Annotated in this window: 16 protein-coding genes; 3 read left to right on the top strand and 13 right to left on the bottom strand. The window is 40.0% G+C overall.

What is annotated here, in order from left to right; all coding sequences use genetic code 11:
- Position 1 precedes the first annotated feature (1 nt).
- The 4 genes from ACXYSM_RS02745 to rnc all read right to left on the bottom strand — a co-directional run bounded on the left by ACXYSM_RS02745 (position 2) and on the right by rnc (position 5,883).
- Positions 2 to 211, bottom strand: coding sequence for a type II toxin-antitoxin system Phd/YefM family antitoxin (locus tag ACXYSM_RS02745; RefSeq protein WP_303405095.1), 210 nt, complete (start codon positions 209 to 211; stop codon positions 2 to 4).
- 694 nt (positions 212 to 905) lie between these two features.
- A complete protein-coding gene (locus ACXYSM_RS02740; protein WP_458634274.1) occupies positions 906 to 1,565 on the bottom strand; it encodes a trimeric intracellular cation channel family protein in 660 nt (219 codons plus the stop codon).
- An 89-nt stretch (positions 1,566 to 1,654) separates the two neighbouring features.
- On the bottom strand, positions 1,655 to 5,194 hold the full coding sequence (smc, locus tag ACXYSM_RS02735; protein ID WP_458634273.1) for a chromosome segregation protein SMC: 3,540 nt from the start codon (positions 5,192 to 5,194) through the stop codon (positions 1,655 to 1,657).
- A complete protein-coding gene (gene rnc / locus ACXYSM_RS02730; RefSeq protein ID WP_458634272.1) occupies positions 5,185 to 5,883 on the bottom strand; it encodes a ribonuclease III in 699 nt (232 codons plus the stop codon). Before rnc ends, smc begins: the two co-directional genes overlap by 10 nt.
- Positions 5,884 to 6,036: 153 nt before the next feature.
- Here rnc and ACXYSM_RS02725 point away from each other — a divergent pair, with 153 nt between their 5' ends.
- Complete coding sequence (locus ACXYSM_RS02725; protein ID WP_004252600.1) at positions 6,037 to 6,369, top strand: putative DNA-binding protein; 333 nt, start codon at positions 6,037 to 6,039, stop codon at positions 6,367 to 6,369.
- An 11-nt stretch (positions 6,370 to 6,380) separates the two neighbouring features.
- Complete coding sequence (ffh, locus tag ACXYSM_RS02720) at positions 6,381 to 7,946, top strand: signal recognition particle protein (protein ID WP_458634271.1); 1,566 nt, start codon at positions 6,381 to 6,383, stop codon at positions 7,944 to 7,946.
- Between the two features lie 23 nt (positions 7,947 to 7,969).
- Here ffh and ACXYSM_RS02715 read toward each other — a convergent pair whose 3' ends face one another.
- From ACXYSM_RS02715 to ACXYSM_RS02690, 6 genes are all read right to left on the bottom strand, one after another.
- Complete coding sequence (locus tag ACXYSM_RS02715) at positions 7,970 to 8,863, bottom strand: RluA family pseudouridine synthase (RefSeq protein WP_458634270.1); 894 nt, start codon at positions 8,861 to 8,863, stop codon at positions 7,970 to 7,972.
- A complete protein-coding gene (gene lspA, locus ACXYSM_RS02710) occupies positions 8,853 to 9,314 on the bottom strand; it encodes a signal peptidase II (RefSeq protein ID WP_458634269.1) in 462 nt (153 codons plus the stop codon). The genes ACXYSM_RS02715 and lspA overlap by 11 nt, the downstream gene beginning before the upstream one ends.
- The gene (locus ACXYSM_RS02705) at positions 9,311 to 10,219 is read right to left on the bottom strand and encodes a LysR family transcriptional regulator (RefSeq protein WP_458634268.1); all 909 of its coding nucleotides are present in this window, start codon (positions 10,217 to 10,219) and stop codon (positions 9,311 to 9,313) included. Before ACXYSM_RS02705 ends, lspA begins: the two co-directional genes overlap by 4 nt.
- Before the next feature lie 156 nt (positions 10,220 to 10,375).
- A complete protein-coding gene (gene sodA, locus ACXYSM_RS02700) occupies positions 10,376 to 10,981 on the bottom strand; it encodes a superoxide dismutase SodA (RefSeq protein ID WP_075230693.1) in 606 nt (201 codons plus the stop codon).
- Between the two features lie 69 nt (positions 10,982 to 11,050).
- Positions 11,051 to 12,088 carry a DNA polymerase III subunit delta gene (gene holA / locus ACXYSM_RS02695; RefSeq protein WP_458634267.1) on the bottom strand — a complete coding sequence of 346 codons (1,038 nt, stop codon included), beginning with the start codon at positions 12,086 to 12,088 and terminating at the stop codon, positions 11,051 to 11,053.
- A gap of 32 nt (positions 12,089 to 12,120) precedes the next feature.
- A complete protein-coding gene (locus ACXYSM_RS02690; RefSeq protein WP_458634266.1) occupies positions 12,121 to 13,056 on the bottom strand; it encodes a dihydroorotate oxidase in 936 nt (311 codons plus the stop codon).
- Positions 13,057 to 13,284: 228 nt separating this feature from the next.
- On the opposite strand from ACXYSM_RS02690, the gene gdhA reads away from it, so the two are divergent.
- A complete protein-coding gene (gdhA, locus tag ACXYSM_RS02685) occupies positions 13,285 to 14,631 on the top strand; it encodes an NADP-specific glutamate dehydrogenase (protein ID WP_458634265.1) in 1,347 nt (448 codons plus the stop codon).
- A gap of 139 nt (positions 14,632 to 14,770) precedes the next feature.
- Here gdhA and ACXYSM_RS02680 read toward each other — a convergent pair whose 3' ends face one another.
- The 3 genes from ACXYSM_RS02680 to ACXYSM_RS02670 form a co-directional block, all read right to left on the bottom strand.
- Positions 14,771 to 20,101: a Cna B-type domain-containing protein gene (locus ACXYSM_RS02680; protein ID WP_458634264.1), complete on the bottom strand. Its 5,331-nt coding sequence runs from the start codon at positions 20,099 to 20,101 to the stop codon at positions 14,771 to 14,773.
- 266 nt (positions 20,102 to 20,367) lie between these two features.
- Entirely contained in the window at positions 20,368 to 22,986 is a 2,619-nt protein-coding gene (gene alaS, locus ACXYSM_RS02675; protein ID WP_458634263.1) for an alanine--tRNA ligase, read from the bottom strand.
- Positions 22,987 to 23,001: 15 nt separating this feature from the next.
- Positions 23,002 to 23,487, bottom strand: a complete 486-nt coding sequence (locus ACXYSM_RS02670) for an LURP-one-related/scramblase family protein (protein WP_458634262.1) — start codon at positions 23,485 to 23,487, stop codon at positions 23,002 to 23,004.
- Between the last annotated feature and the right edge of the window lie 63 nt (positions 23,488 to 23,550).

Raw genomic sequence — 23,550 nt, 5'->3', positions numbered from 1 at the left:
ACTAAAATTCTGTAATATCAATTCCTGCTTCTAATAATCGTTCATATCTTTCATTTGAAATTATAACTGCTAATGGTTTTCCATTTTTCAATACAAAAGCTGTATTATCTTCATTAGATAAATTCGTTATTATTTTTGATGACTGACCTTTTAGAAAATCAGTCATATTGTGAAATTCCATAGGTTTTTTATTTTCTTTTTTTATTTCCATAACTACACCTCTCAATGCTATCTATTATACCAAATTTTCATTTTATTTACCATTATAAAAGTCATTACCTTTATAATTAAAAAGTCAAGTGGTTTTTCACCCCTTCCTATACTGAATAGCGATACTTCGTTAATTTGTTCTAGTAAAAACGTCTTTATATCAACATTTATAGCTAGATGCATAATCTAACGTTTACCAAAAGTTATCGTTAGAACATTTGCATCCACTAAGGTCTATTTTTAGGAAAACCATCCTAATTTTGGGTAAAAATAAGCCCTTTATCCCCCAATTGTATCATTTTCAACAATATCATTTCTCCAGCATCAAGTACGAATAACTTATTAACGACTAATTCTAACTGGATTGGGAAATATGATTTAACGATTACTAACATTTTAACGATTTAAAAGTTTAGTCATGGCAGATCCATTTTTTACAACTTCTTAGATATGGGTTATAAAAATAAAAATCCCTATATTTCAAGGGATTACTTTCTTCCATTGTATTATTTAGTTCATCCTCATTTCTGTTGCAACTATTTTAATCATAAATACTCATATTCTCCAGTTATAAATCTATCTTCTATATACCATAGAAAAAGCAAATAGCGCCTAATCCATTTGAGACTAGGCGCTTGATGTAACTAGTATTTTCAAAAAAAGGGAATTAGGAATTTCAACTTTCCTCTTATCAATCAATTCCAAGTCTTTTTATCCATATTTGGTAAAGAGAGCTTGAACTTAATAATACATAGTCGAATCACAAAGCCAACTATCGAGAGTATGATAAAGGCAGTAATTCTTGGAAAATGGAGGACAAAGGCCAACCAGTAATAAATAACGCCAATTACAAAAGACAGAAGAGCATAAATGTCTTCTTTTAGAACACTTGGGACTTCATTGATCAAAAGATCTCGGATGATACCCCCACCTGCACCCGTTAAACAAGCCAAAATCCCTGCAGACATCAAGTTCAATTTACTATCAGCTAAGGCTGTCGCTCCAATCAAAGAAAAGATGATTAACCCAATCGAATCAAAGATGAGATAGGCTTCTCTCAGCCACTTGTAGAATTTTTTTTCTTGACTTGCATTGGCTTGTTTTGAAGTCACAAAGACATACATGATAACCGCTACAAGGATAGAGACATAAATCGGGCTAGGATCAGCAAGAGAGGAGGGGAAACGACTAATAATAGAATCTCTCAAAATCCCCCCACCTACTGCTGTTACAATGGCCAATAAACTAATGCCAAAAATATCTAATCGTTTACCAAAGCCTTTGATGGCTCCTGATGCAGCGAAGGCTATTGTCCCAATATAATTACAAATCATTAGGAATAGATCGAAATCCATAAAAACTCCTCAAATTATTTACCTTATCCTTCTGACTCCTCGAAGGTCTTCCTACATGCTTTAGCTTGAACCTTTGTCACAGGAACTAACTAAGCATCCATATTCTCTATATCTTTTAGTTTAACAGATACAATCTTAGAAACACCAGATTCTTGCATGGTTACCCCATAAATAGTGTCTGCTGCTGCCATGGTTCCCTTACGGTGGGTAACAACGATAAATTGGCTATCCTTGTCAAATCGATTGAGATAATCTCCAAAGCGTTTAACGTTAGCTTCATCGAGTGCAGCCTCTACTTCATCCAAAATAACAAATGGAATGGTCTTGACACGAATGATTGAGAAAAGCAAAGCAAGAGCTGACAAGGCCTTCTCTCCACCACTCATGAGGTTGAGAGATTGGATTTTCTTACCTGGCGGTTGAACAGAGATTTCAACACCTGCTGTCAATAAATCTCCCTCGGTCAAGATTAGATCCGCTTGACCACCACCAAACATCTGCTTAAAGGTTACTTTGAAGGATTCACGAATCGCTTCAAAGGTTGATTTAAACCGTTCCTTCACTTCATCGTTCATCTCTGTAATAGTTTCAAGAAGAAGATTTTTAGCCGAAAGAATGTCATCACGCTGACTATTTAAGAATTCCAAGCGTTCGTGAACTTCGTCAAACTGTTCAATAGCATCCAAATTGACTGGACCAAGTGAACGGATAGATTTTTCTAAATCCTTGACCTCTTGTTCAGCGACAGCCAAATCTTCTAACGGATTGGCTTGTTCTAAAGCTTCCGTATAACTAATCTGGTATTCTTCAGTCAGTTGACCTTGAAGATAGCGAAGGCGGTCCGTAATCTTCTCTTTAGTTGCTTCTGCACGTGTTTGCTTACGAATCCATTCTTCATTTTGCTGACGAGCTTGATCCAAATGACTGGCAATATCATCCAATTGACCTTCAATATCATCCAGTTCAAACTGCTTACGAATGAGTCCTTGTTGAATTTCTTCCTTCTGACTCTTGGCTTCTCTTTCCTGCTTGGTCAAAAGTTCCGTATCAACCTTTTCAAGATTGTCTACCTTTTCTTGGAGAAGACGTTCAATCTCTTCTTGCTCCATATCAAGATATTCAAGTTCTTTATTGATACGCTCAATATCCGCAACTTCGTAACGTTTTCGCCCTATCATTTCTGTTTTGAGCAGACGTTCTTGAGAAAGTTTATCCTGCAAGTTTTGGTAACGTTCTTGAATCGCATTTTTATTGGACTTGATTTCTTCAATTTCTGATTCTAGCTTTTGCTTTTCAGTTGCGATGATTGAAAGACGTTCTTGGCATTTTTCTTTTTCAGTTTGCCAATCTCCACCTCTTAGATTGTTTAATTCTTTTTCCTGAAGTTCTAAAAGTGTTTCGAGTTCTTCGACTTGTTGGCAAGTTTGTTGATAAGCCAGATATAAGCCTTGCTCCTCTATTCGAGCTTGCTCTCCTTGAGACTTAATAGTCTCCAAAGTCTGAGCGAGGGTAGTCAAAGCATCTTGAACTGACTTCAGATTATCTTCCTCTTGACGCAAAAGCTTTTCTTCTTGAGCAATCTCTTTTTGTAACTGCTCCAATTCAGGCTTGATGAAAATACTGTTATTTTGACGATTGGCACCACCAGCATAAGAACCACCTGTTCGCAATTCTGTACCATCTAGCGTTACCATTCGAACCTGATAACGTACCTTACGAGCCGCATCACGCGCATGCTCTACCGTATCAAAGATTGCTGTTGTAGCTAGCAAGTTTTTAAATATAGCTTCATGCTTGGCATCAAAAGTAACCAGTTCATCTGCCATTCCAAGAAAACCTGGACTTGAGGCAATCACATCTTGGTTCTGACTAGAAATGCTACGAGCCTTAATAGTTGTTAAAGGCAGGAAGGTCGCACGACCAGCTCGGTTTCGCTTAAGGAAGTCGATAGCCTTAGTCGCAGCCTGTTCATCTTCAACGATGATATGTTGGCTACTTGCCCCGAGGGCAATTTCAAGAGCTGTTTGATAACGAACATCAAAAGTTAAATGTTCACTGACCGCTCCGACAATACCGCCCAGGTGATTTTTTTCTTGTAAAACACTCTTAACACCTGCATAGAAATTACTATGGTTTTTAAGAATATTTTCCAGACTTTGCGCCTTGGCCTGCTTGTTTTTCAAACTATCTAGGTGGTCAAAAAGTTGATTTTGCTGACTTTGATAAGCCTGCTTTTGTTCTTCTTCCTGTTTAACATGCGTCTGATAGTCAGCAAGCAAGGTCTGTACTTTTTCTTTTGCTGATTTAAGAGCAGTTTCTTGCTCACCAGACTTAGATTTAGCAGAAGCTAATTGTTCCTTCAAGGACTCCAATTGTTCTTCTTGCTTTTGAGTCTGTTGGCGACTATTTTCAAGGTCATTCTCAATCCGTGTCAACTGGTTAGAGACATCTGCTTCTTCCTGCAAGAAAGCAACAAAGCGCTCACGCAGTTGCTCAATCATCTGATCAGGATCATCAGAAAATGCTTCTAACTCAGCTTCTAAACGATTGAGCTCCTTGGTATTGACTGCTAGATTTTCTTCTAACTGACTGAGATTTGCTTCTTTTTCTTCCTTCTCTTGAATAAGAGCATTTCTCTTTTCATCCAAACTAGCTAAACGAGCTTGAGCCTCTTGTTGATTGAGAGCAACCTGCTCTGTCTCCAGTTTAGACAAGGCCAATTTCCGTTCAAAATCACTGATTAGAGCAGTCAAATCCATCAAACTAGTTTGATCTTTCGCCATCTCTGCTTGTAAATCTTGTCTCTGCTTCTTGAGAGATTGATTTTCAAGTTCTAGTGACTCGCGTTTTTGATAATAACTAGTCAACAGTTCTTGGACTTGGTTTAATTCTTCTTCTGTTAGATCCAATTCAGTCTTATTGGCTTGAATTTGTGCAACTAGAACATCTAAGTAGATGGCTTTACGCTGACCGTCCAAGTCCATGAATTTACGAGCTGTTGCTGCTTGCTTCTCCAATGGTTTGATTTGATTATCCAACTCATAGATGATGTCTTCCAAACGGTCTAAATTGTCTTGAGTTTGTTGCAGCTTACTTTCTGTTTCTTTACGACGGGTTTTATATTTTAAAACTCCAGCTGCTTCTTCAAAAATAGCGCGACGTTCCTCAGGTTTGGAGTTAAAGATTTCTTCGACCTTCCCTTGGGAAATAATGGAGAAGGAATCACGTCCAAGTCCGGTATCTAAGAAAAGATCATGAATATCACGAAGACGGACTTTTTTACCATCAATCTTGTATTCACTATCCCCAGTACGATAGATATGGCGCTCCACCTTGATTTCCTGTCCTGCATCCTTGATGAAACCGTCCTGATTATCTAGAGTAACAACTACAGAAGCATAGTTTAGAGGCTTCCGACTTTCTGTCCCTGCAAAGATAACATCTGGCATCTTCCCACCACGAAGACTTTTGACACTGGATTCCCCAAGAGCCCAGCGTAAACTCTCTGTTATGTTAGATTTTCCAGAACCATTTGGTCCTACAACCGCTGTAACTCCTTGGTCAAAAACAACCTTGGTCTTATCAGCAAAGGACTTAAATCCCTGAATCTCAATTTCCTTTAAATACATGAATCCAGTCCTTCCTCAACTGCATTTTTAGCGGCTTCTTGTTCGGCCAATTTTTTTGATCGTCCTTGACCCCTACCTAAACTTTGACCCTCGACAAGGACTTCAACCTCAAACATCTTATCATGGGCAGGACCATTTTCCGAAATCACCTGATAACGAATATCGACATCACCATTGACTTGGAGTAATTCTTGGAGGTGAGTCTTGTAGTCTTTAATCATCTCAAAATCACCAGCCTCAACCTTCGGTATCATGACCTGGTAGATAAACTCTTTTACCGTAAGTAGATCCTTATCTAAAAGCAGGGCACCCAAAAAGGCTTCAAAAGCGTCGCCCAAGATCGTATCTCGATTACGGCCTCCAGATTTTTCCTCTCCCTTACCTAGCTTGATAAACTGGTCAAACTGGCAGTCACGGGCAAAACCAGCCAAACTCTCTTCACGTACAATCATGGCACGGAGTTTAGACAGGTCACCCTCTGGTTTTTTTGGATATTTTTTGTACAGATATTCTGAAATCAATAATTGCAGAACAGCGTCTCCTAAAAATTCCAAGCGTTCGTTGTGTGAAATTTTTAAGAGGCGGTGCTCATTGGCATAACTGGTATGGGTAAAAGCTGTTTCAAGTAAGCTTTTATCTGTAAAAACAAGTTCAAAACGGTCTTGTAACACGGATTCTAATTCTTTCATGACTACCTCTTTCTAAAACATTATAATCCTATCCATTATATCAAAAAAAGACCTTATCGTCAGAAAATAAGAGTAAAAAAACTTATTTGTGACTTCTATCTAAAAACTATCCATAGCTAGCGAATCAGGCTTTTTTTTGGTATAATAAATCTTATGGAAATTGAAAAAACCAATCGAATGAATGCTCTTTTTGAGTTTTATGCAGCCCTTTTGACTGATAAGCAGATGAACTATATCGAACTCTACTATGCAGATGACTATAGTTTGGCTGAAATTGCTGAAGAATTCGGTGTCAGTCGCCAGGCCGTTTATGATAATATCAAACGTACAGAAAAGATTCTGGAAGACTATGAGATGAAGCTTCATATGTACTCTGACTACATTGTCCGCAGTCAGATTTTTGATCAGATCATTGAGCGCTATCCAGAAGATGCTTTTCTCCAAGAGCAAGTTGAGATTTTAACAAGTATTGACAATAGAGAATAAGAGGAATAAATATGGCATTTGAAAATTTAACAGAACGTTTGCAGAACGTCTTTAAAAATCTACGTAAAAAAGGAAAAATTACCGAGAGCGATATCCAAGAAGCAACCAAGGAAATTCGTCTGGCTCTTTTAGAAGCCGACGTTGCCTTCCCAGTAGTTAAGGACTTTATCAAAAAAATTCGTGAACGTGCGGTCGGGCATGAAGTCATTGATACCCTCAATCCAGCTCAACAAATCATCAAGATTGTTAATGAAGAGTTGACTGAAGTTCTTGGTTCAGACACAGCTGAGATTATCAAGTCTCCAAAAATCCCAACCATTATCATGATGGTCGGTTTGCAAGGTGCTGGTAAAACAACCTTCGCTGGAAAACTTGCTAACAAACTCAAAAAAGAAGAGGATGCTCGTCCTCTGATGATTGCGGCCGACATCTATCGTCCTGCAGCTATTGACCAGCTTAAAACACTAGGACAACAAATTGATGTTCCTGTCTTTTCTCTTGGAACCGAAGTTCCTGCAGTGGAGATTGTTCGCCAAGGTTTGGAGCAAGCTAAAGCCAACCATAACGACTATGTCTTGATTGATACAGCCGGTCGTTTACAAATCGACGAACTTCTCATGAACGAGCTCCGTGATGTTAAAGCTCTTGCTCAACCAAATGAAATCCTTCTCGTCATCGATGCCATGATTGGTCAGGAAGCTGCAAACGTTGCGCGAGAATTTAACGTTCAATTAGAAGTTACTGGTGTCATCCTTACCAAAATTGACGGGGATACTCGTGGTGGTGCGGCCCTTTCTGTTCGTCATATCACAGGAAAACCAATCAAATTCACTGGTACTGGTGAAAAGATTACCGACATTGAAACCTTCCACCCTGACCGCATGGCCAGCCGTATTCTCGGTATGGGAGATATGCTGACTCTGATTGAGAAAGCTTCCCAAGAGTACGATGAGCAAAAAGCCCTTGAAATGGCTGAAAAGATGCGGGAAAACACCTTTGATTTCAACGATTTCATCGATCAGTTGGATCAGGTGCAAAATATGGGGCCAATGGAAGATTTGCTCAAGATGATTCCTGGTATGGCCAACAATCCTGCCCTTCAAAATATGAAGGTGGATGAAAAACAAATTGCTCGCAAACGTGCCATCGTCTCATCTATGACTCCTGAAGAACGTGAAAATCCAGATTTGCTCACTCCAAGCCGTCGTCGTCGTATTGCAGCTGGTTCTGGTAATACCTTTATCGATGTCAACAAGTTCATTAAGGACTTTAATCAAGCCAAACAACTCATGCAAGGTGTCATGTCTGGTGACATGAACAAGATGATGAAGCAAATGGGCATCAACCCTAACAACCTTCCTAAAAACATGCCTGGTGGCATGGATATGTCAGCCCTTGAAGGTATGATGGGACAAGGTGGTATGCCGGATATGTCTGCTCTTGGAGGAGCCGGAATGCCTGATATGAGCCAGATGCTTGGTGGAGGTCTCAAGGGTAAAATCGGTGAATTTGCTATGAAGCAATCCATGAAACGCATGGCCAACAAAATGAAAAAAGCTAAGAAAAAACGCAAATAAAAAGGACTCAATTGAGTCCTTTTTTATTGTTCATTTCTAAGTTTTTCCAAGGTTTGCTTGAATATTTCTGGAATATCAGCAGTAAATTCCAGCGTTTCCCCAGTTCTTGGATGGGTAAATCCTAGCGTCTTGGCATGGAGAAATTGTCCATGTCCTTTCAAGGTTTTACGAGGACCATAAACCTCATCCCCAGCGACAGGATGGCCGATATAAGCCATGTGCACACGTATTTGATGAGTTCGCCCTGTTTCCAGTTGCAACTCTAACAAAGAATAATCACCAAAGCGTTCTAAGACTTGGAAACGGGTCACTGCTGGTTTTCCTTTAGCAGTCACGGCCTGTTTCTTACGGTCTTTCTCGCTACGACCAATCGGCGCCTCAATGACACCTCGGTCATTTGGAAGATTCCCATGAACAATAGCCCAATATTTTCGAAGAGATTTCTTGTCTTTCAATTCTTGAGCCAGCGCCATGTGCGCTTCATCGTTTTTAGCAATCATGAGAAGCCCAGATGTGTCCTTATCGATACGATGGACAATCCCTGGACGCAGCACACCATTGATTCCTGATAAGTCTTTGATATGATACATAAGGGCATTCACCAAGGTACCACTAGTATGACCAGCGCTTGGATGAACAACCATTCCTTGAGGTTTATTGACTACTGCTACATCCTCACCTTGATAAATGATTTCTAGAGGAATATCCTCAGCTACATACTCCAAAACCTCTGGTTCGGGAATTTGATAGGTGATTATATCCCCCTCTTGGACCGTATACTTGGCTTTCTTAACCTGGCCGTTGACCAAGACTTGACCAGACTTGATTTGTTCATTGGCGAGACTACGAGACAATTCTGTCAAATCTGACAAAGCCTTATCTAAACGTACCCCGCCTCTTTCAATTTTAATTTCCATTCATTTCCTCTTTTAGCATTGCAAGCAATAACACAACGACCCCTACTGTCAGATAACTATCAGCCACATTGAAAATCGCAAAATTGATAAAGTCTAAGTGAAACATATCCACGACAAATCCTTGGCTAATGCGATCAATGAAGTTTCCCAGACCACCTGCAATAATCAGAACCAATCCAAAGACTGTCCAGATGGAATCCTCTATATGCTTGTGCAAATACCAGATAGCCCCTGCCATAACTACTAGAGTAATCACTGCAAAAAACCACTGTTGATCTTGAAGCATGGAAAAGGCAGCCCCTCTATTTTGCAGATAGGTTAAACTAACTAGATTTGGGATCCATGATTTAACTTCACCTAGAGCAATATTCTGAACGACATAAGCTTTTACCAATTGATCTAACACGATTAAGGCAGCTATGATTCCTGCTACTATTCCTCTTTTTTTCATGCCTTCCTCTTCTGATCAAAATACTCTTGCATGACCTCTACAAATAAAGTTCCTGCTTGGCTCAATTCTACTTCTTCACGTTTGACATAAACCATACGATTATTGAGATTATCATTTAATGGAATAACGGTAATTCCGTTCACACTATCGCTATCTAAGAATCCAGAACCAGTCGCATAAGCATTTGTTCTTTCAAGAATTCCATTTAAAGTAGCGCGGTCTGTTACGTTAAACATTTGAGAGCTGGCACTTGTATCCACAAAGTTTTCTGAGTAATAGAGATATTCATCCTTTTCTTGTGTGAAACGAACTGTTGGCAAATCTGCCAAATCCTCCATAACCAACTCTTTTTTCTTGGCTAAAGGATGTCCTTCACGCAGATAGATATGCGTTTGGAAAGATATCAACTCAATTACTTCAAGCCCTAACTTTTCAACCCGTTGCATGATACCCTTTTGGTTTTGATTGTTGAGGTAAATAATCCCAATCTCACTATGACCTTGGGCTACTTCATCCAAAATCTGAACAGTTGTAGATTCAAAAATACGGAAATTTTTATAGTCTGGATACCTTTGAGAAAAAGTTGTGATAGTTGGTGGCAAGAAATCATAGTGCTGGCTGGCTATTGAAAACTCATCCTTTTCCTCTTCAGGATTGGCATACTGGTTCTGGAAAATATCAAATCCTTTAACCAACTCTTGGGCTTTTTCATAAAATTCCATTCCACGACGAGTAAGAAAGGTACCCGAACTAGTTCTGCGGAAAATCTTGAATCCTAGCTCTTTCTCCAGATCTCTTACAGAAATAGATAGACTGGGTTGGCTAACGTACATTTTCTCAGCCGCTTCACGAAAAGTACCACTATTTGCAATAGCAACAACGTAGCGTAATTGTTGAATATTCATGATTTCTCCTTCGTTTTCTATCTTATCATTATACCATAAATAAAGCCAATCCAACAAAGGAAAATCATGAGACAGTTACTTCTAAAAAAGGAAACAAAAAAACACCTTTAAAGCTAGACCCAAAATCCAACTAAAAAGGGGTGTTATCAAATGCGATTATTTAGCTGCTGCGTAAAGCTCGTCTACTTTGTTCCAGTTGATAACTGAGAAGAAAGCTTTGATGTAGTCAGGACGAACGTTGCGGTATTTCACGTAGTAGGCATGTTCCCAAACGTCCAAGCCCAAGATTGGTTTTTTACCTTCTGAGATTGGTGTATCTTGGTTTGCTGTTGAAGTCACTTCAAGTTTACCTTCTTTGTTAACAACCAACCATGCCCATCCAGAACCGAAACGAGTAGTTGCTGCTACAGTAAATGCTGCTTGGAATTCTTCGAATGAACCAAATGTTGCATCAATTGCTGCTGCAAGTTCTGCTGAAGGAGCTGTCTTTTCAGGAGTCATCAATTCCCAGAAAAGAGCATGGTTCAAGTGGCCACCACCATTATTGATAAGAGCTTGACGAATATCTGCAGGGATAGATTCAACATCTGCAAGCAAAGCTTCAAGGTCTTCACCGATTTCAGGGTGTTTTTCAAGAGCTGCATTTGCGTTATTTACATATGCTTGGTGATGTTTGTCATGGTGTAAATGCATTGTTTCAGCATCAATGTATGGTTCCAATGCATCGTAAGCGTATGGAAGATCTGGTAAGATAATAGCCATCTGTAATACCTCTTTTTCTTTCTATATAAAAATGATAACGCAAACAACCTTTTTTTTCAAGTTATTTGCTCAATTTGACTGGCTCGCAATCTGCAATAAAGCCTTCTCAAACAAGTACCCTTTTTCGTAAACACCAGTCTTAATTTGATAATCTGCCTGAATGAGATAACGAATAGAATCTTGTAGGAAATTCAGGGACAATCCTCGCGTGTCACGAAGGGCAAATTTGATTTGATAGGGATTCGGATTGCGACCAAGATAGTGACCTAAACGGCTGACCATCTGTGATTCTGTCTGACCAGACTCTTGCAATATTTTTACCTGGGTATAGAGTCTAAACTGCCCCAGCATAATGGCAATCAGTTTAATCTCATCTTCACCCTGTAGGGTCAAATCTTTAACTAAATCTCGTGCTTGATCAATTTTCTTAGTTAATATTAATTGGGTCAAATCAAAAATATTATCCTGTAAAGTCTTTGGAATTGCTTCAACAATATCTTCTTCTGTTATCAGACCACTATCCTTATAAGACAGTAAGAAGAGCAGGTTTTTCTGAATTTCACTGAATTGAAAACTAGATTTGATAAGCAACTGTTCAAAGGAATTTCCATCAAAAGTAAGTCCTTGTTCCTGAGTCCACTTTTGAAAATAGGCTCGCAACTCTTGCTCTTTAGGTTCAAGAGCCTCAAACACAGTTGCATCTCTCTTGAGTAATTTGACCAAACGTCTCTTACTATCTAACTTGCCTTCAGCAAAGATTACTAATTTACTTGATTCTACAGGATTTTCCAGATAGTCTTCAAAGGCCTTGAGCTCATCATCAGTTAGATAGCGTTTTTTTGCAGTTGTAATATCGAGAAAATGATCTAAAATAACAATTTTTTCATCCGCAAAGAAAGGAAGACTGACCAGCTCAAGTTCCAAGCTATTGTAGTCTACTTCTTTCATGTCAAAATAAGCAAAATTCAAATCTGCAGGATCGTATCCGATTTGCTTTAGAACCTGAGTTTTCATGATGTCGTACTGGCCTTGATCAGCCCCTGTAAACAGGGTCAAACTAGGAAGGTTCGCTAAGGATAGCTTTCGACTTTCTTCTATGGCTAGCATTTATTCTCCTTTCTTTTTAGTTTAGCTTCTAGTTAATCCATATAATTCAATTTTCCACGGAAATCCTCTAGACTTTGGTAGCCTTTTTCTTCCATGATGGCTTTAAGCTCCGCAGTGATGCGGTCAAAAGCACCTACGCCTTCTTTATGCAAGGTTGTACCAATCTGAACCATGCTGGCTCCGCAAAGGATATGTTCAAAGGCATCCCGTCCTGTCAAGACACCACCAGTCCCGATAATCTGAATTTCTGGTTTCAAGCGTTGATAAAAGGCATGGACGTTGGCAAGGGCAGTTGGTTTAATGTATTCTCCACCAATTCCACCAAAGCCGTTCTTAGGTCGAATCACGACAGACTCATCTTCTATATAAAGACCATTTCCAATAGAGTTGACACAGTTGACGAATTTGAGTGGGTATTTGTTAAAAATAGCTGCCGCTTGATCAAAATGTACAATATCAAAATAAGGTGGAAGCTTAATTCCAAGAGGTTTTGTAAAGTAGGCAAAGACTTCTGATAAGATACGATCAGTTGTTTCAAAGTCATAGGCAATTTGAGGTTTACCTGGTACATTTGGGCAAGATAGATTGAGTTCTGTCAAACCTTTATAGTCACTTGCTTGTACTTTTTTCAAGATGGTATGAGTTTCCTCTGGAGACATTCCAACTAAAGATAGAAAGAAGGTACGATTTGGTTCTTTTTCTTGCAATTCCAAAAGGTAGTTCAAGTAATAGTCTAAACCATTATTTGGCAACCCCATAGAGTTAATAGAACCAAGTGGAACATCTTGATAGCGTGGTTCAGGATTTCCCTGACGAAATTCCAAGGTTGCAGTCTTAGTGACAAAGGTTCCTGCTGCTGAATTTTTGACACCTTCCAATTCCTCAATTGTCATACAAGCAACACCTGCTGCATTCATCAAGCAATTATCAAACTCAAAACCAGCAATCTGTGTTTTCGTTGATACCATGATTCTATTCCTCCAAAATCCATTATTTCTTTATTATTATACCATACTTTGGCAGGAGCCTTTTAATAAAACTGACCCTATAAAAAGGTTTCTAATTCAACTAATAAAACTAGCTTAGTCAAATTGAAAGAATTTTTAGAAAATTTATGTTTTTTTCTTTACACTGAAAATTTTTTCTGCTATAATGTCTCATGTAATAAAATATGACAACAAAAAAAGGAGAACGATATGACATCTGCTAAAGAATATATCCAAAGCGTGTTTGAAACTGTAAAAGCTCGTAACGGGCATGAGGCTGAATTTCTCCAGGCGGTTGAAGAATTCTTCACTACTTTGGAACCTGTCTTTGAAAAACACCCTGAGTATATTGAAGAAAACATCTTGGCACGTATCACTGAACCTGAGCGCGTAATTTCTTTCCGTGTTCCTTGGGTCGACCGTGATGGAAAAGTTCAAGTTAACCGTGGTTACCGTGTTCAATTTAACTCTGCTGTTGGACCATATAAAGGCGGACTTCGTTTCCACCCAACTGTAAACCAAGGGATTTTGAAATTCCTCGGCTTCGAACAAATCTTTAAAAACGTTTTGACTGGACTTCCAATCGGTGGAGGTAAAGGTGGATCCGACTTCGATCCTAAAGGCAAAACTGATGCTGAAGTGATGCGCTTCTGCCAAAGCTTCATGACTGAATTGCAAAAATACATCGGACCTTCTCTTGACGTACCTGCCGGTGATATCGGTGTCGGTGGACGTGAAATTGGTTACCTTTACGGACAATACAAACGCCTCAACCAATTTGATGCTGGTGTCTTGACTGGTAAACCTCTTGGATTTGGTGGTAGCCTGATTCGTCCAGAAGCGACTGGTTACGGTTTGGTTTACTACACTGAAGAAATGCTCAAAGCTAACGGAAACAGCTTTGCTGGTAAGAAAGTGGTTATTTCTGGTTCTGGTAACGTTGCTCAGTTTGCCCTTCAAAAAGCAACTGAACTTGGTGCTACAGTTATTTCTGTATCTGACTCAAATGGTTATGTCATTGATGAAAATGGTATCGACTTCGACCTTTTGTCAGATGTTAAAAACAACCGTCGTGCTCGTTTAACTGAGTACGCTGCAGAAAAACCTACTGCTACTTATTATGAAGGTTCTGTATGGACTTACACTGGTAACTACGATATCGCTCTTCCATGTGCGACTCAAAACGAGATCAACGGTGAAGCTGCGAAACGCTTGGTTGCTCAAGGCGTTATCTGTGTCTCTGAAGGAGCCAACATGCCTAGCGACCTTGAAGCTATCAAAGTCTACAAGGAAAACGGAATCCTTTATGGACCTGCCAAAGCTGCCAATGCTGGTGGTGTAGCTGTATCTGCTCTTGAAATGAGCCAAAACAGCCTTCGTCTTTCATGGACACGTGAAGAAGTTGACGGTCGCTTGAAAGATATTATGACTAACATTTTCAACACAGCTAAAACAACTGCAGAAACATACGGTCTTGGTACTGACTACCTTGCAGGTGCAAATATTGCAGCCTTTGAGAACGTAGCAAATGCTATGATTGCCCAAGGTATCGTTTAAAATGCGAAACTAAAAACCCCAATCACTCCGACTGGGGTTTTTAGTTTCGCATTTAAGAGCTTTACATAATAAAAATAAGAGGCCCTATGAACCTCTTATTTTTTTGGATTCTTAAACAAGATTTTATTGAAGCTTACTCTTAATTTTTCTTCTTTTTAAGCAGATAAGCTGCAAGGCTAACTCCAGCAAGAGCTAAGATTAGGCTAAGAATAGATTCAGTCGAACCAGTATTTGGCAACTCAACTTTCTTTTTCGGTTCTTCAGTTGTTGTAGTTGGAGGAATACTTGGTTCATGTTTATTTGTCAGAACAACATTACCTTGACCGTCATCGGTTTTCGTCACTTGATAACCTGTTGGAACATCGACTTCTTCCACCGTGTAGGTGATAGCTTTGCCCTTGACATTTTTGTCCAAATCCGCAAAGGTATGAGTCCACTTGTTCTCAGCTGACAATTCAATGATTTCACCAGATTTCTTACCATCCGCATAAAGTTGCACTTTCACACTCTTCGGACGAAGGCCATCTTTGTCCTCTTGGTCATCCCACTGTTTGGTTACAGAGAGGGTGGTCTTACCTGGAGTGTGCGTATTGGTAATAGTATAGTTTTCTTGGTCAATGCTTGGTGAATAATTTTCAACCTTTTCTTCTTGAAGGGTGTAGACGATTTCCTTGCCATCCTTAAACTTAGGAAGGCCAGTAAAGGTTTCTTTCCAATCGGTCTCGCTTGTAATATCTTTGCGAGCCACTTCTCCGCCATTGGCCAGAAGCTTCACAGTGATTTTAGCCGGACGAAGACCATCTTGGTTGTCATTGTCCACCCAGATCTTAGTGACTGGAATATCCACCGTACTTGGAGTGTGCGTGTTGGTCAAGACGACATCGCCCTTCTCCTTGCTCTCTTCTGTTACAGTGTAACCTTCCGGAACGTCCACTTCTTTCACAGAATAGTGAATCTCTTGTCCGTTTGCTTTTTCAGCAAGTTTCTCAAAGGTATGAGTCCATTTATTGTCTGCAGACAAGACAACTTCCTTGCCTAGCTTTTGATCACCCGCATACAATTGGACACGAATTTCTTTTGGACGTAGGCCATCTTGGTTATTAGCGTCATCCCATTTCTTAGTTACTTGGATCTGAGTGACATTTGGTTCATGCTTATTGGTCAAGACAGGATGAGCTGGATCCTTGTCATCGATTGAAAGGGTATAGCCTTCTGGGACATTCTCTTCTTTTACAGTGTAGTTAAGAGCCTTACCAGCTGCATTTACATCAAGGTTTTCAAAGGTTCCATGCCATTGATTAGCTTCTGACAATTCAAGAGTCTGGTCTGTAGGTGCACCATCCTTATAGAGTCTAACCGTAATTGCTGCTGGACGAATACCATCTTGGTTGTTGGCATCATCCCATTTCTTAGTTACTTGAACTTTAGTCTTAGAAGGAGTGTGGCTATTCGTAATCACTACCTGACCTGGATTGGTTGCTTCAACCGTTTGAGTATAACCTTCTGGCACTTCTGTTTCTTTCACTGTATATTGAACAGCTTTGCCATCTTTTTTCTCATCCAAATTAGAGAAGGTGTAAGTCCATTTGTTGTCTTCAGAAAGCTCTACTACTTTACCTAATTCTTGACCATCGGCATAGAGTTGTACCTTGATAGTCTTTGGACGAAGGCCATCTTGGTTGTTGGCATCATCCCATTTCTTAGTCACTGTTAAACTAGTTTTACCTGGTTTGTAAGTGTTTGTGATAGTTGTACCGTCGATAGCTGTTGAGTAGTTTGCTACAGTATCTTCTGTCACAGTGTAGATGATTTTTTGACCTTTTTTATAGACTGGTAGGTTTGTGAAGGTATAACTCCATGTTTCACCCTCACCAGAAACTGTTGCTGTTTGGACTTTCTCACCATTCGCTAAGAGATGAACTGTAATACTAGCAGGACGGAGACCGTCTTGATTTTTAGCATCATCCCAAACTTTTTTCACAGTTACTTCTGTTGTTTCAGGAGTACGCTTATTGGTAATTGTTGCTTTTCCATCTACAAACTGAGCTTCTTCTTTATCAACTGTGTAAAGAGTTGGCACTTTAACTTCTTTTACTGTATAGCTGATAAGGTTACCATTGCTATCTTTATCTGGAAGATTGCTAAAGGTTACTTTCCAGTCACTTCCTGCTGAAAGTGCTACTGGTTTGCCTTCTGCTTTTCCATTTTTGTACAATTGGAACTCGATGGATTCAGGACGAAGACCTTCTACGTTGTCTTGGTCATCCCAAACTTTAGTCGCTTCTAGATTGAGATATTTGATATCATTCTCATTTGTGATTAGTTTTGGTGAAGCTTTTGAACCAATAGCTTCTCCGTCAATTGTGACATGATAGATTTGTTGATCTGCATCGTAGGTCACCACGACTGCATGTTCAGTCTCATCCAACTTATAATTAGTTGGTGCTTTAGTTTCTTTAAGAGTATAAGTTCCTTCTGTTAAGGTTGTAAAAGCAACATTTCCATCTTTATCAGAAACTTGGGTCGCAAGGACTGCACCACTAGCATCCAATAAATTGAACTCAGCACCAGCTAATCCCTTGCTAGTATCGTCTTTATCAACTTTCTTCACATGGAAGCTAGCGCCAAAAATTTGAGAAGTTACTGTATTGGACTCACGGTTTCCTTCATGGCCTTTAGCCTTATAACCAAATTGGTTATGAGCTTGTACGACACCTGAACGACCACCATTATCCTTGTTATCTTCTGTGCGATCTAGCATCAATTGCTTAACTTGGTCTGTCAATTCACTTGGATTGACAACAGGTACAGCAATATCTACTTGACTACGAGCACCAATAGTGGTTCCTTCGTTAGCAACAATCTTAATTCCTGTTACTTTACTAAAGTCTGTGATATCTGTTGACCAAATATCTTTATCTGCAGCTTGTGCCATGGTACTAGATGTAACTGTGGTATCTGTTGTGTAGTATGCTGTCCATCCTTCTGGCGCAGTGATAGGACCGCGAAGACTTACAGTGTATTCTGTCTTACGGGCTGAAGCATCAAGTGTATTGACATCACCTACTTTTGGAAGGGCATCAAAAATAACAGTATTTTCAACAGGAGTATCTGTATTATTTTTGATTGTTAATTTATAATTAAAGGTTTCCCCTGGTTTAAAGGTACGAGTTACTGTTGATGCGTCAGACAGATCGTCATTCTTGGCAATAAACTTACGAGAATAAACACCCTCAGCAGCAACGATGGTATAGTTTGATTCTGCATGTGGGATTTTATCCGTTGTAGAACCATTGTTATTTAAATCAAAGTTATCTACTGCAACTTTATTAGGGTTAGCAGTTTCTAAATCCCAAAGTCCTTCTCCTGCCATATAGATATGGTTGGTAAAGATTCCACCGTCATCCTTACCTTTAAGCTTAGTATAGATAAATGGTAAACGAACTTGACCACCAGTCTCTAGAGAGCGTTTGATAAATTCCTTCTGATCCAAGTGGAAAATCAAGGCAGAACGTCCAGAGTTGTGGTAGTTTTCGATGACCTCATAGGATTTATACCAAGGGCTATAATAGCGACCGTTCTTATCAAAATATTGATCTAGGTAATTGAAGTCAATGTCCAAGGTATTTGGATCAAAGAGGTCAATGACTCGCAAATCCTTGTAGTCCTTACCTGGATCCAAGCGAACATTATCGGCAGATAGGGCAAAACGAATGGTTTTTCCATCTGTGAATTGGACATTGTTATAATCTGTATTCTTGGTCAGATTAACATTTTCTGTCAATGGAAGCAGTTTGAACTGCCATTTAGCAGATTGATCTCTTTCTGCCCCTGACTGGGTTTTGTAAGTAATCCGTCCGGTATTTTCATAGGCATTCTTGGTATCATCATTCTGATCAATATGAGTCTTTTCTGGATCCTTGAAGGCTGTATAGGTAGAAATATAAATCCCTTGACCCGATGGAAGCTCGAAGTCGTCTTTCATCTCCAGTCTCCATCCGACAACTGTACCATATTTAGTCAAATCAGTGCTTCCAAATCCATCCTTGTCTGCCTCTGGTTGAATTTCTTTGGTCGAACCATCTTCCATTGTAAGGATGATGCGCTTCACGTATTGATTGATCAAAGGTCCATTTCCATAGATTCCAATCATCATACGAGTATATTCTATCTTAGTAAACTTCAAGCGTGAGTCCACTTGCTCATCATAAAAGACAATATTCTTTTGAGCAAATGGAGTGATGTTATTGTATTTCAATAACCACTTATAATTGGCTGACTTGTAGTCTGTCGAGTCGTAGACATTGCCTTCTGCTTGTTTGGCAAAAGCTCCTTTACCTTCCAAATCACGTGAAGTGAGTCGGAAGATGAGAGAATCTTCAGCCGTTACATCCGGTTCTCCCTCCCCACGTTCTGCAGGAATCCCCACTACAGACGCAGTGTTGGTCAAATCTTTAACCAAGACATCCTCTAAAGTTTGGTCTTTTTCCATGACCAAATCAGGGAATTTCAAGTACAAGAAACTCTTGTCTTGAATCTTTTGCATCAAATCTGAGTGGTAACTTTGAACATTTTTATTTTCATCTGCTACAAAAGTTTTTGATACAGTTCCGTCTCCGTTATCAACCCAGCCTTCTGATTTTTCTGTATCTAGAACGGCTGTACGAGTTTTTCCATCTTTGTCAGTATAGGTGGGGAGCTTATCTGTGATCGTTGCAGATTCTAACTGACGATAGGCACCATTGTACTGTCCACGCATCCCATCTAACAAGAAGGCAAACGGAACCGAAGTAGTTTTTTCGATGTACTTTTTTCCATCTGCTCCAGTTACAATCCCTGGAGATGCTTCCGCATAGTCTCTGGACATGGTCGCATCATAGTTCTGATTGACAAACTTGGTTAAGATATAGTCCTTGTATTGAGGTTTCCAAGTGATACTATTTAAAGCAGTCTCAGCACCGTTGATATTGAACATCCCTGTAATATCCATCGAGTAGTTGGTCGGAGGAAATCCTAACTTAAACTTGGCGATGAATGGTAGGGTTAAAACCTCAGATTTTTGGTAGTTCGTAAAATGCAGAGTTACATGGTAGTCATCTCCTACCTTGGTCACAACGGGTGCATCATGTTGCGAACTACTATTGAAATCGGGAATATTAACCTCATCCAGGTATTTCCCTGGTAACACTAGATTCACAGCAACATCATCAAGGTCTGTTGTCAAATTTTTAGGTGTAATCTGGATGTACCCAGACATCGTGTCACCCGTACTATAGGCCATCCCACCAGGATGGTCTTGTTTATCACCATACAAGAGGCTAACATCTAAGGCACCATTATCTCCTACTGCTAGCTCTTTAGCCAGAACCGATACAGTTCCTTGGCTCATTTGTCCTAGCATCATCAATATGGTGAATAGGGCAAAACCTTTCTTCAAAAAGGTTTTCCATAAGGACGTTTTCCTTTTCATCTTTTTTCTCCTTTATATTAATTGAAACACAATGGCTCAAGTTAATTTTATCACAATTGAGAAAAATAATCTACAAAAATTATACATTTTTTATACCTGGTGAACACTTTTTTTATATTTATGTGTCTTGAATGCATTGTTTCTTTAGCAACTGTTCATTCTAATGATGAATTTTATTTCTCTAAGAAAGTTTTTTATCTTGTAATTCGTTAAAGAAAAGTATCTATTACAAGCAAAAAATCTACCAAAATTGGTAGATTTTCTGTTTACAATTTACCTGATACTGCATCCAATAATTCTTGAATCTTGGCTTGGTTGCTTCCTCCTGCCATGGCCATGTCTGGTTTACCACCACCACGTCCATCAACGATTGGAGCTAATTCTTTAACCAAGTTACCTGCGTGGATGTCTTTTGTCTTGCTAGCTACAAGAAGGTTGACCTTGTCACCGATGGCTGCGACAAGAACAAGGACGTCTGAGTAGTCTTTTTGCTTCCAGTTATCTGCAAAGGTACGAAGAGCACCTGCATCTGAAACAGAAACTTGACTCGCAATGTAACGGTGGCCGTTTGCTTCTTGAACATTCTTGAAGACATCACCTGCCGCTGCTGCTGCAGCTTTTTCCTTCAATTCTGCATTTTCTTTTTGTAATTGACGGAGTTGTTCTTGAAGTCCTTCAACTTTGTGAGGTACTTCTTTGAGTTGAGGGGCTTTCAAGGTTGCTGCGACTGCTTTCAGTGCATCTTCTTGTTCACGATAAGCTTCGAAGGCTTCCTTACCAGTCACTGCTAAGATACGACGAGTTCCTGATCCGATCCCTTCTTCCTTAACAATCTTGAAGAGACCAATTTCAGAAGTGTTACCTACGTGAGTACCACCACAAAGTTCAACTGAGTAGTCACCAATCGTTACAACACGGACTTCCTTACCGTATTTCTCACCAAAGAGGGCCATAGCACCCATTTCTTTAGCTGTGTCGATGTCTGTCTCAACAGTTTCCACTGCAATGGCTTCCCAGATCTTTTCATTGACTTGTTGTTCAATAGCACGCAATTCTTCAGGGGTTACCGCTTGGAAATGAGTGAAGTCAAAGCGAAGAAATTCTACTTCGTTGAGTGAGCCTGCTTGAGTTGCATGGTGGCCAAGGATATTGTGAAGAGCTGCATGGAGCAAGTGAGTCGCTGTGTGGTTTTTCATGACACGATGACGACGGTTGGTATCGATTGCCAAGGTGTATTCTTGGTTCAAAGCAAGTGGAGCATGAACTTCAACGGTATGGAGAGCTTGTCCGTTTGGCGCTTTTTGAACGTCTGTTACAGTCGCTACGACATTTCCAGCAGCATCCAAGATTTGTCCGTGGTCAGCTACTTGTCCCCCCATTTCAGCGTAAAATGGAGTTTCTGCAAAGATCAATGATGCAGTTCCTTCTGAAACAGCTTCTACTTCCGCATTGTCTGCTACGATAGCCACTAACTTAGAGGACAATTGGCTAGCATTGTAGTTGAAGACACTCTCAACAGTAATGTTTTGAAGGGTTTCGTTTTGCATCCCCATGGATCCGCCTTTGACAGCTGATGCACGCGCACGTTCTTGTTGCTCTTTCATGGCTGCTTCAAAACCTTCACGGTCGACTGTCATACCCGCTTCTTCAGCGATTTCTTCTGTCAATTCCACTGGGAATCCATAAGTATCGTAGAGTTTAAAGACATCTTGACCAGCGATAACCGTTTGGCCTTTTTCTTTCAAATCTGCTACGATTGTTTCTGCAAAGTGTTGACCTGAGTGAAGGGTACGAGCAAATGACTCTTCTTCGCTCTTGACGATTTTTTCAATAAAATCACGTTTTTCAAGGACTTCTGGGTAGTAGCTTTCCATGATTTTACCAACAGTTGGAACCAGTTTGTAAAGGAAAGGCTCATTGATGCCCAATTTTTGACCATGCATAGAGGCACGACGGAGGAGACGACGAAGGACATAACCACGACCTTCATTTCCAGGAAGGGCACCATCACCGATAGCGAACGACAATGAACGGATATGGTCCGCAATAACCTTGAAGCTCATGTTGTCGCCATCTTGGTCGTAGACCTTACCAGACAATTTCTCAACTTCACGGATGATTGGCATGAAGAGGTCAGTTTCAAAGTTAGTCTTAGCACCTTGGATAACGGCTACCAAACGCTCTAAACCAGCACCCGTATCAATGTTCTTGTGTGGCAATTCCTTGTACTCGCTACGAGGGACTGCTGGATCCGCGTTAAATTGTGACAAGACAATGTTCCAGATTTCGATGTAACGGTCATTTTCGATATCTTCTGCGAGAAGGCGAATACCAATATTTTCTGGGTCAAAGGCTTCCCCACGGTCAAAGAAGATTTCTGTATCTGGTCCAGAAGGTCCAGCACCAATTTCCCAGAAGTTGTCTTCGATTGGAATCAAGTGACTTGGATCCACTCCCACTTCAATCCAGCGGTTGTATGAATCCGTATCTGCTGGGTAGTAGGTCATATAGAGTTTGTCTTTCGGGAAGTCAAACCATTCTGGACTTGTCAAGAGCTCATAAGCCCAGGTAATGGCTTCATCACGGAAGTAATCCCCGATAGAGAAGTTTCCCAACATTTCAAACATAGTATGGTGACGCGCAGTCTTCCCTACGTTTTCGATATCGTTGGTACGGATAGCCTTTTGCGCATTGGTAATACGTGGATTTTCAGGGATAATGGTCCCGTCAAAGTATTTTTTAAGCGTTGCTACCCCAGAGTTGATCCATAAAAGGGTTGGATCATTTACTGGAACCAAGCTAACAGATGGTTCTACTGAGTGACCTTTGGTCGCCCAGAAATCAAGCCACATTTGGCGGACTTGTGCACTAGATAATTGTTTCATGATGTCTCCTTTTTACTAATTTGATTGACTTTCTAGCATTTCTACATAGTCGATAGCGACACAGAGGGAAATGACTAGATCTGCATAAGATTCGTCGTAGACGGTCACGGTATAGGTAGAAGTGAAATGGAAAAGTTCCTTAGCAATATCCGCAATCACTTGATCACGATCATCGAAGAGCTTAAAGTTTAAATCCCAGATATTTCCTTCGATACGAAGACCGAGATTGTCAAACTCATACTTATCTTTGAAGAAAGTCAACTTCTTCCGAATATAAAAACGATCTCCATTACTCAGTTGAATCTCAAAGCGTGGCATGAAGGTCAAGATTTCTTTACTAATCTCACTAACCTGCTCACCCGCTTCATCATAGATGGTAAAGGTCTTTGGAATCTGAAAAAATGAACCTTCAACCTGGTAGGCGACATTGCCCATTTCATCTTTGATATCAAAGCGTTCACCACCTAGGCGAAATTTTTGTTTGACAAGAAATGTTCTCATAAGCACCTCCAAAAATAAAAGACAAATCCATATCACGAAGGGCGAAAAACCGCGGTACCACCT

This window comes from Streptococcus sp. V940 (assembly GCF_054353495.1).
The sequence above is the reverse complement of the archived record's forward strand: the minus strand, read 5'-3'. Positions and strand labels throughout refer to the sequence as shown.